The organism is Ruegeria sp. BC1 (genome assembly GCF_056539305.1).
Map to the genome: position 1 here is coordinate 129,838 of NZ_JBQFUT010000007.1, position 16,076 is coordinate 145,913.

The window sequence follows — 16,076 nt, forward strand, 5'->3', positions numbered from 1 at the left end:
TCGTTCCTCCTTTTTAGGAAACGGTTTGCGGTTTGGCGTTTGGATGGTTCGCCGGTGGTTGTCCGAGCGGGGTCTTGAGGTCGACCGACCCTGTCTTGGCCCGCCGTTTCAGTTGGCGGATAACGACGGGACATTTCGTCTCGGACTGGTAGAGCACCTGACAATGCAGGCAGGTGACGCACTCGTTCGGGTTGATCTCACCAGTGGGGTGGATTGCCTGAACGGGGCATTCGTTGGCGCAGGTCTGACAGGGGGTGCCGCAATCCTTGTAGCGGCGCAGCCAGTCGAACATGCGAATTCGGGCAGGGATCGCCAGCGCTCCGCCCAGCGGACAGAGGTAGCGGCAGTAGAACCGTTCGATGAACAGCCCGACCCCCAGCAGCAGCAGCGCAAAGACAACAAACGGCCAGTCGCGCATGAATTTCAGGATGATCGCGGTCTTGAAGGGTTCGATCTCGGCATATTTTTCGGCCAGCGGGATCGAAACAAAGCTTAGGCCGAAAAGACCCAGGAAGATCATGTATTTTGCGGGCCAAAGGCGTTCGTTCAGGCCCCAGGGCAAGGTCCACTGCGGCACTTTAAATGCGCGCGCGATCTTGTTGGTCAGTTCCTGCAGCGCGCCAAACGGGCACAGCCAGCCGCAATAGGCCCCACGACCCCAGAACAGCAGTGCAGCGGCCACGGCGAACCATTGGATGAAGACCAGCGGATCAAGCAGGAAGGCGTCCCAGCTGAACCCGGTACGCAGACTTCCGGCCAGTGCCATCAGGTTCACCACGCTGAGTTGCGCATTGGCGTACCACCCGATGAAGAACAATGTCATGGTCAGGTAGCCGATGCGGAACCAGTAAAAGACCCGCGCATTCATCGTGGCGTGGAACTGGAAGAAGAAAGTTGCGGTCAGCACCAGCAGCATGACGCCCAGCCCGGCGATCTCTACAGTGCGATCTTTCCAGATGCGTTTCCACAAAGCGGCTTTGGCGGCGGCCTCGCCGGTGGCGTCATCGACCACGGTGGGGGCTGCGACCGGCAGCAGGTAGTGTTCTGGCAGCTTGTAGCCCAAATCGAATGTCAGGAAGGTTTTTTCGACCGCACCCACCGCACGCTGCACCAGCAGCTGCAGGCGGAAAGGCTGGGCTGGGTCGAACTCGGCATTCGCGGGGATTTTGAAAATGTCCAGTTCGGTAAAGCTGGGTGCATCGGGTGCTGCAACCTCACCCAGACGCCGTTGTTGCTTGTCGAAGAACCGCACCGAACTGTCGCCCTGGATCAGCTGAATTCGGTCGAAAATCCCGCCGCGGACATAGCCCGAGCCCTTAAAGCTGTAGGCACCACGACCCAAAACCAGAATGGCCTGCTCGCCTTCATCCAGCCAATTCACCAAATTCTGATATTCGGCCTCACCCAGAAGTGACTTGCCGATTGAGGGGACGGATACCAGCGCCATATGCATGTCGATGAACGTGTCATCGGGCTCGCCAGGTTCGGGACGTTTGATGGCGCGCTGATCGCCGGTGGCCTCGAACGCCGCGTTGACTTGCCCGACATCCAGCGTCAGCCGCCGGATCGAGCCGTCGCCGGACAGGGTGGTCCAGTCATAGGTGGTGTCCTGCGCCAGATCGACCTCGCGCTTTGGCCCATCGGCCTGTACCGGGGACAGACCACCCAGCCCCAGCGCACGGGCCACTTTGATGCCGCCGCGCACGAGGCTGTCGTCGATCACCATGATGGTGACCGTCGCGCCCGAGATGATGTCGAGGTCATGCCCCTCACCGCCCGTTTCAGCCTCGCGTTTCAGGTCAAGCCCGGCATAGCCTTCGGTCAGCTCGACCATGCGCGAATTGGGGATGCCGATCAGAACAATAGGCTCCGAGTGTTTGACCAGTTGGACACCGGTCAGAACCGCATCGCCGTCAATAGCCGCAACCACGTGTATGGGTTTGCCGGAATAGCCGGTGGTTCCAACGAAATCGGATGTCAGAAAGGCCCAGGCGACCGTCTCGCCCCCTTTCAGGACCGGGGCAACAGGCACGTCATCCCGCACCGGGCCAAAGGCATCAGCTCCGGCGGCCAGGTCGGCAGGGTTCAGGTCTGGCAGGAAACTGGCAAGGCTGTCGGCACGGGCGCTGAGCGCCATAAGGCAGGACAGGGCAAGGGCCAGCAGAAAATGGATTGCGCGACTTACGACCACGGCGCACCTCCGATTACTTGGATTGACGCCACGGACGCGCGCGGGGCGCGTTCGGTTTTAAATTTGAGCCCGGTCGGGGGGCCACGGGTTTCGGGCCACAGCCAGACTGAGTATCCGTGTTCGCACTGGTTGCCGGTAACGGTTTGTACGTGCTGTTCAAACTCGACCCGCGCCAATTTGGGCAGGGCTGGCATCGGAGCCGCGACGGTTACGGCGCACAGGGCGCAGTCGGCACATTTCGGACAGGGCGCGGTCGGGTCATCGGTACCTTCCTCCAGGTCAATCTGGACCCAAACCGCCCCTGCCTCCGAGCAGATCTCCACCCACATGCTTTGTCCGGGACTCGCCAGCGCCGGAACAAGCATTTGCGACAGCAGAAGGAAGATGCCTGCCATGGCACACACCGCGCGCGGAGCGCGGCTAAAGAAGGTGTGCAGTGGGGCAAGGGCAGACATGGAGAATCCAACTCGGCGTTCTTTACCTGAGTCCTAGGGGTTTCTCTCAGCCAGAGACTTGACTTAGGTCAGGTAACCGAAACTTTGTGATCTAGTCCTCGGCCTCATCCATCAGGCTGCGCAGCCATCGGCCAGCCAGCCACGAGGCTGGTAATCCCAAGGGAAGCGACCACAAGATCGCGGGTATTGGCCGGATCGCACCGAACCCGGCGCTGTGCAGGATCAGGCCGATCAAGAACAGGTTGATGGCCACGGTCAGCATGGTGGCCGGGTACAGCAGAATGGCCAGCTTCCATACCGGCCATTTGCCCTCAGTGGCTAGTGCCTTCCGAGAAGGTGATCTTGTTCCAGACATTGTATTTTCCCGAAGGTTTGCGCATCGGCAGGCGGCGAACCTCTTCCAGCGTCTGCGCGTCATAGACAATCACCGCGCCGTCATCTTCCCAAATCGAGACCAGCGCGTGGCTGCCGTCCTTGGTGAATTCGACATGGGCTACGGTCTTGCCGGGGGCAGGTCGCAGAGTTTTCACGATCTCAAGGCTTTGCTTGTCGATGACGTGCATTGCGTCCTTGTTCGGGCCAAAAAACACATCGGCCCAGACGTAAGGCGAGTTTTCATGACTGCGCATGAAGAATCCCGGCCCTTCGGTCTTGATCCGTTTCACGGTCTGCCAGGTATCCATGTCGATCACCGATACAGTGCCATCCGTCAGGTGCGGCGTTGCCATAACGGTTGTTTCGCCATGCCGCCAAGTGATGCCCGAGCCCAGATGCGGCATGCCCGGTAGGTCCAGATCGGCCACTTTCTGGCCGATGACCAGATCAATGACCTGACCGCCTTTGCCATCGCGCGACGCGCCCATGACGTATTCGTAACTTTGATCGAAGAAGAAATCGTCCAGGTAGTCGGGCGTGGTGATTTTACGCACAGGGAAGGGGTCGGGGTTCTTGAACTGACCTTCGATGCGGAAATCGTGACCGATGCCAAACTGAGGCGGGTTGTCGCCGTAAAACACCTCCCAGATTTGCGGCACGTCTTTCAGGGCCAGAACAAAGCTTTCGCGCGGCGGCGCTTGGTAAACGGCAGATACACGGCTAGGTTTGCCCTTTTTGCCTTTGACGTCAATGACCTTGGCCACCGACAGATCTTCGGTCGAAAGCAAAGTCAGACTGTTTGGCAGGTAATTCGCGACCGCAAGCCACTTGCCATCTCCCGACATGGCGATGTTGCGGCTGTTGAGGCCCGCCCGAACGCGGCCCACCTGTTGCAATGCCCAGATGTCGTACTTCTGCACCCAGCCGTCGCGCGACATGATAAAAACAAATCGTCCATCGGGGCTGAACTTTGGTCCACCATGTACGGCAAAGGGGGTTTCAAAGCGGTCCAGAACCTCGAACGTGTCGCCATCCAGAACGCTGACATGGTGATCACCGGTTTCCACCACCAGCGTGATGTTCATCGGATCGCTGTCCCAAACCGGTGCCTCGACTGACGTGTAATCTGCGTCCAATGCACGGCTGGATGTGATCTCGGCCTCGCCCCAGTTTGGGTCTACCTCCAGCGGGGATTTCAACCACCCCGCTAGTTCTTCGATCTGCAAGGCATCCAGTTCGTGTGAAAAGGCGGGCATCTGGGTGGCCGCCCGGCCCTCGGCAATCACGGCGGCTACTCGGGGGCCGCGCATCCGTTTCAATGTCTCGGGGATCAGCGCAGGACCAACACCGCCCAGGCGGTTTTCACCATGGCACGAGGCGCAATGTGCGGCGTAGTCCGAAGAGGCATCCGCCCATACGGCGCTTGTCAACAGCACAGAACAGAGCGTGCCGATTTTCAGTGTGTCAAAAGAATTGATGTGCTGGATCATGACGTTTCCCCCGGAACGGCGTGACCTGCAGGCGTTCGCCCGCATCCTCAACGCCGATTTCTTGGTTAGACAGATAGCAGGCCGGGTCTTCGGCCCAGGGATCGCCGGTCAGTTGCAAGGCCCGGATACGAGTATTACCGCCGCAGACGTCCTTTAGGTGGCAGGCGCCACACCGGCCTTTCAACGGGCGGGGTCGGGTGCGCAGCATGGCCAACATGGGGTCCTCGCTGGTCCAAAGTTCGGAAAAGGGTTGGGTCTTCACATTGCCAACCGTGTAATCCGACCAATAGGTGTCAGGGTGCACGCGGCCCAGATTGTCGATATTGGCCACGCCCAATCCGCTGGAGTTTCCACCCCAAGCGGCCAGATGTTCGCGCACGTGGGCGGCTTTGTTTTCATCGAAACGGGCTCTTACCCAATTCAGGAAATACCCTGCATCGGCGTCATTGTTGCCCGTTACGATATCCAGTGGTCGCCCACCCGACGCGGCTTCCCACGCGCGGTCAAGCAGCAGGTCCAGACCTTTGCGGGTGCGCAGGTGCTCGGCATCCTCGCCCCGGTTCTTATCGCCGCGCCCGGCATAAACCAGATGGGACAGATAGAATTTATCGACCCCCTCGTCATCGCACAGTTGCAGCAGGTCGGGCAGGTGATGCTGGGTGCCCTCGGTCAAGCAGAACCGCAGGCCAACCTTAATGCCGCGTTTCTTGCATTCGCGCACACCGCGCAGGGCATCTGCAAAGGCTCCGTCGACGCCACGGAACCAGTCATTCGTGGCCCCGATCCCGTCCAGAGAAATGCCAACATAGTTGAACCCCACATCGGCGATCATGTCAGCGGTTTCGTCGTAGATCCGCGTGCCGTTGGTGGACAGAGCCAGCATCGGCACCAGATCGCGGGCGCGGTTGGCGATGTCGAAGAAATCGAACCGGTCCAGTGGTTCCCCACCCGAGAGGATCAGGGCCGGGACGCGAAACTGGCCCAGATCCTCAAGGGTTACCATGGCTTGCTCGTGACTGAGCTCACCCGGGAACGCGACATCCGCCGAAACGGTGTAGCAATGGCGGCATTTCAAATTGCAGCGTCGCGTCAGGTTCCAGATCACCACTGGCTTTACCGGACCAGGGCGGCGTTTGCGCACTGGGGTCGGCGTGACCAGTTGCTGCATGTATTCGGTCAGGCGGAACATGTCTCAGCCTTTCTGTTTCAGGCGCAACCCGGTCTTTTTCAGGATGCGCGTGGAATAGAGGATATCTTTGCACCGGCAAGCCGATCCCAGAATGGCGGCAATTTCCGCGCGCTTTTCTTCGACCTCGGAGCGATCTTTGCCGTGCACCATGGCAAACAGGTTATAGGGCCAATCGGGCAGGGAGCGGGGGCGTTCATAGCAATGGGTGACAAAGGGTAGCGCTCCGATTTGCGAACCCAGTTCGGTGATGTAGTTATCGTCCACATCCCAGACAGTCATCCCGTTCGAGGTCATCCCCAGCTTGTAATGGTTGGGGGCGGCGGCAATACGGCGGATCACGCCACGGGCCTTAAGGCCGGCGAGACGATCCAGCAGTGCATCCTCGCTGATACCCAGATCACAGGCCACCTGCGCATAAGGGGCAGGGGTCAGGGGCAATCCGCCCTGAAGCGCCTGAACGATCTGTCTGTCTGTCGCGTCGATCATGCTGCCACCCGAAAGCCGATGAAAAATTCCTGCAATTTGGGGAAACGGAGAACTTCGACCCCCGTTTCCCGTTCGATTGCATCGGCGGTGGCCTCGATCCCCTCGGACGTTTCGGTGGCCAGAACGAACCACATGTTCAGCCGGTGCGTACGTTCATAATTATGGGCGACCTCGGCATGCGCATTGACTTTGGTCAGGACGGTTTCGAAATCTTCGGTAGAAACAGCCATTGCGCACAGGCAGAACGCGCCGCCCATGGCAGCCGCGTCGAAAAAGGGGCCAAAGCGGGTGATGATGCGTTCCTCTTTCATCCGGGTCAGGCGGGCCAGCAATTCGTTTTCGGTTATGCTCAGCTCTTTTGCGATGGAGGCGTACGGATGCGCTGTGAGTGGCAGGTCATCCTGCATCCGGTTCAAAATGGCGCGGTCTGTGTCATCTAGGGTCATGCGGCGGCTTCCTTATGCTGGATAAGCGCGCCGGTCTGTTTGAAACAGCGGGTCGAGAATAGAACCTTGTGGCGGGCACCTGTCAGTTCCGGCAAAGCGGTGGCTTCCGACAGGACCTGCAGTGCTTCGGGGCGCGAGCGGGCGTGGATCATTGAATACAGGCGATAGGGCCAGACGCCCTCGACCGGGTTGCGCTCATAGCACAACGTCACGCCGGGATGCGCAGCCAGAACCGGACCGGCAGAGGACACCTGTCCGGCGGGTATGTCCCAGACCACCATGGCGTTGGCCGACCAACCAAGCGCACGGTGGCGGACAATGACGCCCAGGCGCGAGATAATACCCGCCGCGTGCAGCGCGGTAATCCGGGCCATTACGTCCGGCGCACTGCGATTAAACCCTCGGGCCAGCATGGCATAGGGTTCGGTGGCCAGCGGCAGACCCGAGCTGAGCGCCTGTAACAACGCCCGATCACCGTTTTGCATGACCGAACAGTCCGCTGTGCGCGGACGGGGAACACTTCGTGCCCTGCCCGACATCCGAAACCCCAGATCGACGTTGAAGGGGCGCACAAGCCGCAGATCCAGAACCCGCAGGCCGGACCGCTGGCTGATCCGGGCCAGAGTGTCATTGACATGCGCGCGGTCAGGGCCGGTTGCGACAAACCACAAGTTCCACATATCTTCGCGTTGGTAGTTGTGATTTACGCCGGGTTCGGCGTCGATCAGGGCGGCGACCTCTTCCAGTCGCTCCTCGGGCGCGGCGACGGCGGCCAAAGTGCTGGCCGAGACCGCACCGGGGGCGATCGTGGCCCCGACGCGTGTGATCCGGCCAGCAGTTCGCATGCGGGCAAGACGATCCAGAACCTCGGCTTCATCCAGTCCGAGCGCATCGGCAAGGACCAGAAAAGGTCGATCGGTGACAGGGAAGTCGCGTTGGAATTCGTCCAGCAGGCGGCGGTCAATCGGGTCAGTTATGTGCTGCATTGGTTACAGCCCTGTTCTGTGAGCACGGGCGGTAAAGAAAATGCCCGAAGGACTGTCAGCATCGATTTCACGCAGCTTCTCGAAGGTCTGTGTGTCGTAAACCATGATTTTATTTGCATCGCGCACGCTGATCCAAACCTCGTGTCCGCGCGGAGTGAACTCCATGTGCAGCACAGCGGGACCGGGTTTGAATTCGTGGATGATGTCCTTGCTGAGGCTGTCGATCACCTGAATCGTGTCGTTCAGCGGGTGGGCGAAATTCACCCAGACCTGCCGCCCGTCGGGACGGGCCATGGCAAAGACCGGTTGGCCGTGAGTTTGAGTGCGCCCGGTCTCGGTCAGGGTATCGGCGTCGATCCACAGCACCTCGTGATGGCCAACGGCGGGCAAGACGAATTCGCGTCCGGTCAGCGCCCACCCTTCCAGATGGGGCATCTTGTAGACCGGCATCTCCTCTTGCCCGCGGCCATAGCCGGGTAACACGCGGATGGGTTTGGGGGTTTCATCCCACAGATCCAGCGCGGTCAAACCGTCCTCACCGAACAGACCGGTTATATAGGTGCGGCCATTGGCAGTGATCAGCGCGTCGTAGGGGTTTTTGCCCATGTCGGGGATTTTTGTGATCTCAGGGATATCGTCCGCGAAATCGGCGATCCAGGTCTCACCGCTATCCCACATGGTGAACACGAACCGACGGCCAGGTGCATCGACAAGCCCGATGGTTTTGCCACCAGTGGGTAAGTCGGCGACCATCTCAAGCGTGTCCGCATCAAAGACACGGACGCCGCCGGGTTCATAGTTAGACACGGCCACCAATTCACCATCGTCCGAGATCGCGCCGCCAATGGCGTTTCCAGCCTGTACGATACGGTTCACGATCTGCCGGGTAACTATGTCAACCTTGGTCAGCCCGCCATCGCGCCCGAACACATAGGCAAAGCGTTCGTCCGGCGAATAGACCAGCGAGGCATGGGACAGATCGCCCAGCCCCTCGATCCGGGCCAGCGCCGCGCGATCAGACTGATCGATCAGCAGGACTGACCCATTGGCTCGCTCGATCACCAGCCCAAGGTCGCCTGTGGCCGTAGGCTCGGCCTGTGCGGTCGTCATCATCAGGGTGGCGACGATGCCAAGAACAATCTGTTTCATTGTGCCTCCTGTTCCAGCAGGTAACGGGCGATCCATTCGGCTTCTTCTTCGCTGATGAGGGGGCGCCAGGGCGGCATCGCCGTGTCGGGGATGCCGTCCAGGATCACCCCGGTCAGGACGTCAGGATCGTAATGTTGCAATGTTTCGGATCGAAGATCTGGCCCGAGGCCGCCTTTCAGTGACAGCCCGTGGCACGAGCCGCAGTCCTGATGCACAAGGCGTTTCAGAACGTTTGGGTCGATAGCATCGGCGGCAAAGGCTGACGTTGCCACCAGAATGGCAGTCGTAAGAAGGGCATGAGCCGCCCAGCCGGGTTTATTGGTGTTTCGCACAAGTTCAGCCATGGGCCTGATCCAGCAGGTCATCCAGCGGCTGTTCCGCATAGAGCGAAACGACTCGCCCGATAATGAACAAGGTAGGGGCCTGAAGGTTGGTATCGCGGGTGTCTGCCGCGATCCGGTCCAGCCGGGACACGAGGCGTCGTTCCTCCGGTGTGGTGGCTTTGCCGACGGCCATGACCGGGGTTGAGCCGGGCAGGTTCGCGGTCATCAGGCCCATGGCGATCTGGCCGATATTGGCAACGCCCATATAGACAACCAGCGTGGTGTCCGGGTCGGCCAGCCGTTTCCAATCCAGATCCAGAACCTGATCCGCTTGCCTGTGCCCGGTGACGTATTGCACCGAGGTGGCAAGCCCGCGATGGGTCAGCGGCACACCGGTCGAGCTTGAGGCCCCCTGAGCCGCTGTAATACCCGGTATATATTCTACTGCGATGCCGTGAGCGCGCAGATAGGCCGCCTCTTCCGAGCCGCGGCCAAAGATCATTGGATCACCGCCCTTCAGGCGTGCAACCTTGTGTCCGGCCCGTGCCTCTTCCAGCAGGATTTCATTGATACGGTCCTGAGGGACAGTGTGGCATTTGGGGGCCTTGCCGACGGCGATAAGCCGTGCACCGCCCGCGTGAAGCGCAAGAATTTCGGTCGTGACCAGACGGTCATAAACCACCACGTCGGCCTCTTGCAGCATACGCAGGGCACGCAGGGTCATCAGTTCGGGGTCGCCGGGGCCAGCGCCAATCAGAAAAACCTTACCGCTCATGTGCAAACTCGCTTGGTCTGAATGTCTTCGCAGCCCGGGTTTTCCCGCGAATAAGGGACGTTGCTGGGCGAACCGGGCGTGTCATGGGGGCAGGTTGGCGAATTCTCAATGCGAATTCCTTGACTAAAGTTAAGGAGCGCGGAATTAGCCTCCGCGCTCCTTTCTCCCTGCCTGTATGCTTGCCTCGGCTCAGGGATCGACGGTGATCATTCCGATCATGTTCTGTGTCTCCCAATGCGGCCCGCACAGGTAATCCTGTGGACCGGGAGTGAGGAACGTCATCTCAAATGTTTCCTCAGGGAACAGCCGGTCGCTTTCGGGCGCGCTGCCGTCCTTCAGCAGCACGCTGTGACTGGTACGTTTGTCGACATTGACCCAGCGGACCGTAGTGCCTGCTTTGACGGTCAGCTCAGCGGGGCAAAAGTTGTATTTGTGCATAAGTACCACCTCAGCATCCTCGACGTCGGATGAGGGTTGGCCAAACAGATCGACGTATCGTTCCTCGGCCTCGGCGCAGACTTCGGCGGTTTCATCGGCCCACGCGGGCGCGGTTACAAGCAACAACACTGGAAGAAGGCGGTGGGGTTTCATGATCCAACTCTCCGTTCCGGAAAAGGGGCAGGGGCCGGATCATCCGGCCCCCATCCATTACTGTTTCACCACGTTGATGTTGGCGTTGTCGTCATCCAGCGCCAAGCTGGTGTTCAACGTCACATGGTGAAAGCGTGCGGCGGCAAAGTCATCGTGGATGGCGAAGCCGACCGTGTAGGTCTGACCGGGCTCCAGCGGCACGTCGCCGGGCGCGCCAGAGTTCAGCGGCCGGCTAAAGACCACGGTCCACATGCCACCGGACAAGTTGGCCGAGGCGGCAATCTCGCCGTCATTGATCACGCGCTGTTCCAGCAAATAGCCATTTGTCGCGCTGCCATCGGCATAAACCCGCATCAGGTCCAGATAGGTGCCATCGGCCAGATACTGCTCGATCTGCGCCTCGGCCTCCAGCTTGTCCCAGCCGCCCAGAGCTTTGCCACGGCGGCCTTTGACCTCAACATCCGTGCGGCTTTCGCTGATGTATTTGGTCACGGTGTCCTGCGCCGTCATGCGGCTCGCGACGTCACCATTAGCGGCGATCGCATCCGCGTCGGGGGCAAACGGCATATAGGTGTTGTCGGCGTGGCACGAGGCCCAGCAGCCCACCTGATCGCCCAATTCGATGCCGGTGCCGGTAATCATCATGGCAACCTTGATCTGGTTGTCCGGATCCATCTTGCCGCCCTCGACAAAGGGGGCAGGGTTGTGACCGGCATCCGGCCATTGCAGGCGGACATACAGGTTTTCGTCGTCGTGCGCGGCTTGCACGGTCGCGTCTATCACTCCACGCTTTCCGGGGATCGGCGTTGGTTCCAGATCACCGCCGGCCACGATCTTGTTGCCGATCGCATCCAGTTCCTTGGCGTGACAGGTTGAACATTGGTCGCCGCCTTTGGTCAGCGGACGCGCGCCACCGTGGAACTTACCGTTCTGCACCCATTCAAACGAAGCCTGCCCGGGATAGAACAGTTTCATATCCGCGCTGGCTACGGCGTTCCAGTCGATGTTGCCACCGACATCACTGCCACCACCGCCTGCGGGCGCTGCAGCTTCATCTCCGCTTGCATTGGCGCGCTCTTCGGCAACAGCTGCATCGACAGCGGCTGCGATCTGGGCCTGAATGGCCTCATGCTGAGCTGCTTTCGCGGCTTTTTCAGCTTCGGCGTCGGCGGCTTCCTGAGCCTCGATTTTGGCAAGGCTTGCAAGATATTCCGGCGGAATCGGGCGGATGAACGCTGGGTTCGGTGCTTCAAGCTCCTCCAGATACTCCTCGTCGGCCCGGTTACGAGCGTCCGAGTGCGCAATACCCTTGTGACAGTCGATACAAGTCTGACCGATCTCCATTGCGTTCAGGTGTTGCTGACGCGCGCGGGGTTTCTGGAACTCGGGCATCATCGACTCGAAATCATGGCAATTGCGGCATTCGCGCGAGTCGGTGGCCTTCATCCGCTCCCATTCGTTCATCGCCAGGTGCACGCGCTTGGCCTCAAACTTCTCGCGGGTGTTTATGGTCCCGACCATCTTGCCATACAGCTCTTTGGACGCTTTGATTTTGCGGATGATCTTGTGGGTCCAGTCCTTGGGGACGTGGCAGTCGGAACAGACCGCGCCCACGCCGGATCGGTTCACGTCGTGGATCGTGCCCTGGTATTCCTCATAGACGAAGTCGCGCATCTCGTGGCACGAGACGCAGAATTCCTTGGTGTTTGTGGCTTCCATGGCGGTGTTGAACCCGCCCCAGAAGATGATGCCGCCGACAAAGGCCGCGGCGATGCCGGCCACGGGCATTCCCCACAGGAAATACCGACGCCAGATCGGTGGTTTTTTATCCGGTTCGGAGGTCATATCCGGGCTCCGTTTTAGCTGTATTGACTGGCCCGGCGTGTCTGGCGGGCGTGTTTGGCTGATGGGTCAAACGAGGAAAGGGCGGGCGAGGGGCCCGCCCTTTCCGGTTCTGGTTGTGAACCTGTCAGGTAACGTGGTTCGAGCGGTTGTAGACGTTGAACTTGCCGGTCGGGGCATAGAGACCCTTGATGCGGCCGATTTCTTCCAGCGTCTTGGCGTCGAAGATCACGATCTCACCATTGGGTTCGAGCGAATCCGCCAGGTTCCACTTGGAGACCCAGACCTCGGTACCATCGGCGTTGAATTCAAAGTGGACGGCGGCATTGCCTTCCTCTTCGGTGATCTGGATCGTTTTCACGATCTCGCCGGTCTCTTTCGAGATGACCTGAACAGACTGCTGTACCTCGGGCTCGGGGTGTTTGGTCTGGTCAGCCCAGATGAAGTCCGAGTTCGGGTGGGTGCGGACAAACAGGCCAGGGCCGTCTGTTTCCACTTCATAGCAGACCTTCCAGGCATCATCTGGCCGGTTTTCAGGGTCGTTGCCCCAGACCGTCACAGTACCAACGCCAAGGTGGGTTGTACCTGCCACCGGACCACAATTGGGGTCCTCCCAGTTGGCACCTGGGCCGGGGTGCGGCAGGGCCGCGGTGTCGATCATCGCTTCAAGCTTGTGGGTCTCGGTATCGACGACCACCATCTTGTTCGACGCGTTCGCGGCGATCTGGAAATAGCGGCCTGTCGGGTCGAAGAACCCGTCATGCAGGAACTTGGCGCTGTCGATCTTGTCGATCCGCAGGTTGTCCAGATCGGTGTAGTCGACCTGCCACAACTGGCCCAGTTCCTTGATCGCAACGATCCAGGTGGGTTCGTTCGGTGTGGTGTAGATGGCGGCCACACGGGCTTCTTCCACATAGTCGCCGTCCACGTTTACGCCACGGGTTGAAACAACCTTGACCGGTTCCATGGTTTGCGCATCAACGATCGCAAAGTGCGGCGGCCAGTAGCCCCCACCGATGACATATTTACCGTCACCGGACACCGCTACGTCGCGGGCGTCATAGGCGATTTTAACTTCGGAAACCAACATCTTGTCCGGTGTCTGCCAGAGGTCGATCTTGGTCATCTTGCCGTCGCGGCCCATAGTGTACCAGAAGCGGCCGGGCTGTTCCGGTTCTTCCAGCGAATGGTGTTCAGACGCTTTCAGAACATGCACGGCATAGCCGGTCGGGATGTGGGTCAGCACTTCTTTGGTGTCGCCGTCGATCACGGCAACCTTGCCCACGTCACGCTCGATGACAACAAAGAAGTTTTCCCAGTTGCGACCGTGCAGCGGCTCGGTCGGGTAGTCGGCTTCTTCGACATAGACCTTGCGGGTCGCCTTCATCTGGTCCAGCGACATTTCAGGGGGCTTTGGCGCATCCATCATGATGTAGGTCGCCATGTCTTTGATTTCCTGCTCGGTCATGATGTCCGAGAAGTTGTTCATGCCGCCTTCGGTGCCCCAGGCGATGATCTTTTCAAGGCGTTCCTGCCCCAGTTGAAGGGTGCCGCCTTCGGTGACGGTGCCGTCGTCTGCGGTCTTCTTCCAGTGGGGTTCAAGGTTCTTACCGGTGGCGCCTTTGCGCAGTACGCCGTGGCAGCCCGCACATTGTTCGAAATAGAGCTGCTTGGACGATTCAAACGCTTCGTCGCTTAATGTTGGCTGTTCGGCAAAGGCTGGCGCGGCGACGCTGCCCAGCAGCATTGCCAAACCGGCCCCCAAGGCGCGGCCAGTTTTGTTGTAGCTGATTCCAAGTGACATGATCACTCTCCATATGCGTGGTGAGGCAGGCCCGAGGGTGAGACATCACGGCGGTGTGATCCTTGACCAAAGTCAACAAGGCGCGGCCTATTCCAGTGCTGGGCAGGGTAAATCGCGAAAAAAGAGCGCCAAAAAATCTATGTCTTAGGGTCATGTTTTTTGAAATGATTGATTTTGGTTAAGTCGCTCGGGCGTGCGGGTTGATAGGCCTTGGGAAACAACCGAGGAGAGCAGGCATGCCCACAATCGTCACCCGTATTCTTGGTGAGGGGTTTCGCGTTTTTTTCCTGTCCGCCGGGCTATATGGCCTGTTTGTCGGGCTGGTTTGGGGCCTGTGGCTGGCGGTACCCTATGTGGACCCCGGTTATGCGATGTCGCCGCCGATGTGGCACGCGCACGAGATGATTTTTGGGTACGCCACCGCCGCTTTGGGCGGGTTCTTTCTGACCGCGGTACCAAATTGGACCGGCACGCCCGAGGCGCGGGCGCGATTCATTACTCTTGCGGCTGCGTTATGGCTGGCTGGTCGGATGGCCATGTGGTTCTCGGGGATGCTGTCGCCCGTGATGGTGGCAGTGATCGATTTGATTTTTGTTCCGATTCTTGCGGCTAAGATCGCTTCGCAACTGCTCCGGCGACCCAAGCCGCAGAACATGATTTTCCTGCTATTGCTCTGCTATATCTGGGTGGCCGATTTGCTGACCCATCTGGAATGGATGGGGGTGGCAGATGATACCCTGCAAACCGGATTGCGCGCCGGGCTGCTGACGCTGTGCTCGATGATCGCCATTCTGGGGGGGCGGATCACACCGGCCTTTACCCGCAATGCCATGAAACGCGCCGGTGTCCCCGAGGCGAACTGGCCTGTCTCTGTGGTCAAGCTGGACAAGGCGGGAATAGTTCTGGCCCTAATTCTGCCGCTGATCGTCCTGATATCAGGAGCGGGCGCCATCGCAGGCGTTACTGCGCTAGGGCTTGGGATCGTGCAAGCTTTGCGCATGGCGCGTTGGCGCGCGCGCTGGACCGTGCGACAGCCGCTTCTGCTGGCCTTGCATGTGGGGCTGGGGATGCTGGCGCTGGGCCTGATCCTATGGGGGCTGGCGGTTCTTGGCTACGGCAACGAAATCGCGGCCCTGCACGTACTGGGCATCGGCTGCGTCGGCGGCATGACACTGGCAGTCATGAGCCGTGCCGCCTTGGGCCATAGCGGCCGCGCCCTGGTCGCGCCGGGGCCGATGGTCGTAGCCTATGGGCTGATGGCGGTGGCTGCCCTGTCGCGCTGGGTCGGGGCTGATCTCAACGCGGGCTACTTGGTTGCGATGCTGCTTTCGGACGGTCTGTGGGTCTGTGCCTTTGCGCTGTATCTGATCGCGATGTGGCCCGCGCTTGCCGGGCCTCGGGCCATGCGGGCGGGATAGATGCCAATTCACCCCGTCGGTCTTGACTTTCGTTAAGGCGACCCCATGAACCGGCGGTCATTGTGTCAGGACTAGCTAAGCTGCGCAAAGGAGAGCGCGATGCGAGAAGTCATGACCAAGAGCATGGCCCGCAATATATTCTATGGCGGGTCACTGTTCTTTATTCTCATCTTCCTGGGCCTGTCGGCCCATTCCCACTGGTATATCGTCAATTCCGAGAATTCGGCAAAGCTCGATGAAAGTGTGGTCCGGGGCAAACATGTCTGGGAAAAACACGCCTGTATCAACTGCCACTCGATTTTGGGTGAAGGTGCCTATTTCGCCCCCGAGGTTGGTAATGTGATGACCCGCTGGGGCGTCCTGGACGACCCGGAATCGGCCTTTGAATCCCTCAAGGGCTGGATGGAGGCACAGCCGACCGGAATTCCCGGCCGCCGTCAGATGCCCAATTTCAACCTCAGCGACGAAGAACTCCGCGATCTGACCAACTTCCTGATCTGGACGGACAATATCGACGCTCAGGGCTGGCCGCCCAACGAGGCAGGCTAAGAAGGGA

Annotated in this window: 16 protein-coding genes; 2 read left to right on the top strand and 14 right to left on the bottom strand. The window is 59.8% G+C overall.

All coding sequences use genetic code 11. The features are described 5' to 3' along the window. Window positions 1–13: 13 nt before the first annotated feature. The 14 genes from ACR0IY_RS15415 to ACR0IY_RS15480 form a co-directional block, all read right to left on the bottom strand. The gene (locus ACR0IY_RS15415) at window positions 14–2,137 is read right to left on the bottom strand and encodes a 4Fe-4S binding protein (RefSeq protein ID WP_480675064.1); all 2,124 of its coding nucleotides are present in this window, start codon (window positions 2,135–2,137) and stop codon (window positions 14–16) included. A gap of 44 nt (window positions 2,138–2,181) precedes the next feature. Continuing rightward, a complete protein-coding gene (locus ACR0IY_RS15420) occupies window positions 2,182–2,646 on the bottom strand; it encodes a DUF2946 family protein (protein ID WP_480674772.1) in 465 nt (154 codons plus the stop codon). A 91-nt stretch (window positions 2,647–2,737) separates the two neighbouring features. After that, window positions 2,738–3,001, bottom strand: coding sequence for a hypothetical protein (locus tag ACR0IY_RS15425; RefSeq protein ID WP_480674774.1), 264 nt, complete (start codon window positions 2,999–3,001; stop codon window positions 2,738–2,740). Beyond that, window positions 2,958–4,511 (bottom strand): cytochrome D1 domain-containing protein, encoded by a 1,554-nt coding sequence (locus ACR0IY_RS15430; RefSeq protein ID WP_480674776.1) that lies wholly within the window; start codon window positions 4,509–4,511, stop codon window positions 2,958–2,960. Before ACR0IY_RS15430 ends, ACR0IY_RS15425 begins: the two co-directional genes overlap by 44 nt. After that, a complete protein-coding gene (gene nirJ, locus ACR0IY_RS15435; protein WP_480674778.1) occupies window positions 4,486–5,700 on the bottom strand; it encodes a heme d1 biosynthesis radical SAM protein NirJ in 1,215 nt (404 codons plus the stop codon). The genes ACR0IY_RS15430 and nirJ overlap by 26 nt, the downstream gene beginning before the upstream one ends. A gap of 3 nt (window positions 5,701–5,703) precedes the next feature. Next, a complete protein-coding gene (ahbB, locus tag ACR0IY_RS15440) occupies window positions 5,704–6,186 on the bottom strand; it encodes a siroheme decarboxylase subunit beta (RefSeq protein ID WP_480674780.1) in 483 nt (160 codons plus the stop codon). After that, on the bottom strand, window positions 6,183–6,632 hold the full coding sequence (locus tag ACR0IY_RS15445) for an Lrp/AsnC family transcriptional regulator (RefSeq protein ID WP_480674782.1): 450 nt from the start codon (window positions 6,630–6,632) through the stop codon (window positions 6,183–6,185). The genes ahbB (ACR0IY_RS15440) and ACR0IY_RS15445 overlap by 4 nt, the downstream gene beginning before the upstream one ends. Beyond that, on the bottom strand, window positions 6,629–7,618 hold the full coding sequence (gene ahbB / locus ACR0IY_RS15450; protein ID WP_480674784.1) for a siroheme decarboxylase subunit beta: 990 nt from the start codon (window positions 7,616–7,618) through the stop codon (window positions 6,629–6,631). Before ahbB (ACR0IY_RS15450) ends, ACR0IY_RS15445 begins: the two co-directional genes overlap by 4 nt. A 3-nt stretch (window positions 7,619–7,621) precedes the next feature. Beyond that, window positions 7,622–8,767 (bottom strand): cytochrome D1 domain-containing protein, encoded by a 1,146-nt coding sequence (locus ACR0IY_RS15455; protein WP_480674785.1) that lies wholly within the window; start codon window positions 8,765–8,767, stop codon window positions 7,622–7,624. Beyond that, window positions 8,764–9,111 carry a c-type cytochrome gene (locus tag ACR0IY_RS15460; protein ID WP_480674787.1) on the bottom strand — a complete coding sequence of 116 codons (348 nt, stop codon included), beginning with the start codon at window positions 9,109–9,111 and terminating at the stop codon, window positions 8,764–8,766. The genes ACR0IY_RS15455 and ACR0IY_RS15460 overlap by 4 nt, the downstream gene beginning before the upstream one ends. Beyond that, window positions 9,104–9,865, bottom strand: coding sequence for a uroporphyrinogen-III C-methyltransferase (gene cobA / locus ACR0IY_RS15465; protein ID WP_480674789.1), 762 nt, complete (start codon window positions 9,863–9,865; stop codon window positions 9,104–9,106). The genes ACR0IY_RS15460 and cobA overlap by 8 nt, the downstream gene beginning before the upstream one ends. A gap of 189 nt (window positions 9,866–10,054) precedes the next feature. Further along, window positions 10,055–10,456 carry a cupredoxin domain-containing protein gene (locus ACR0IY_RS15470; protein ID WP_480674791.1) on the bottom strand — a complete coding sequence of 134 codons (402 nt, stop codon included), beginning with the start codon at window positions 10,454–10,456 and terminating at the stop codon, window positions 10,055–10,057. Window positions 10,457–10,513: 57 nt separating this feature from the next. Continuing rightward, the gene (locus ACR0IY_RS15475; protein ID WP_480674793.1) at window positions 10,514–12,301 is read right to left on the bottom strand and encodes a NapC/NirT family cytochrome c; all 1,788 of its coding nucleotides are present in this window, start codon (window positions 12,299–12,301) and stop codon (window positions 10,514–10,516) included. 124 nt (window positions 12,302–12,425) lie between these two features. Next, window positions 12,426–14,102 carry a cytochrome D1 domain-containing protein gene (locus ACR0IY_RS15480; protein WP_480674795.1) on the bottom strand — a complete coding sequence of 559 codons (1,677 nt, stop codon included), beginning with the start codon at window positions 14,100–14,102 and terminating at the stop codon, window positions 12,426–12,428. Between the two features lie 236 nt (window positions 14,103–14,338). Here ACR0IY_RS15480 and ACR0IY_RS15485 point away from each other — a divergent pair, with 236 nt between their 5' ends. Both ACR0IY_RS15485 and ACR0IY_RS15490 read left to right on the top strand, forming a co-directional pair. Further along, entirely contained in the window at window positions 14,339–15,520 is a 1,182-nt protein-coding gene (locus tag ACR0IY_RS15485; protein ID WP_480674797.1) for an NnrS family protein, read from the top strand. A gap of 99 nt (window positions 15,521–15,619) precedes the next feature. Then, window positions 15,620–16,069 carry a c-type cytochrome gene (locus ACR0IY_RS15490; protein WP_480674799.1) on the top strand — a complete coding sequence of 150 codons (450 nt, stop codon included), beginning with the start codon at window positions 15,620–15,622 and terminating at the stop codon, window positions 16,067–16,069. Window positions 16,070–16,076: the final 7 nt, after the last annotated feature.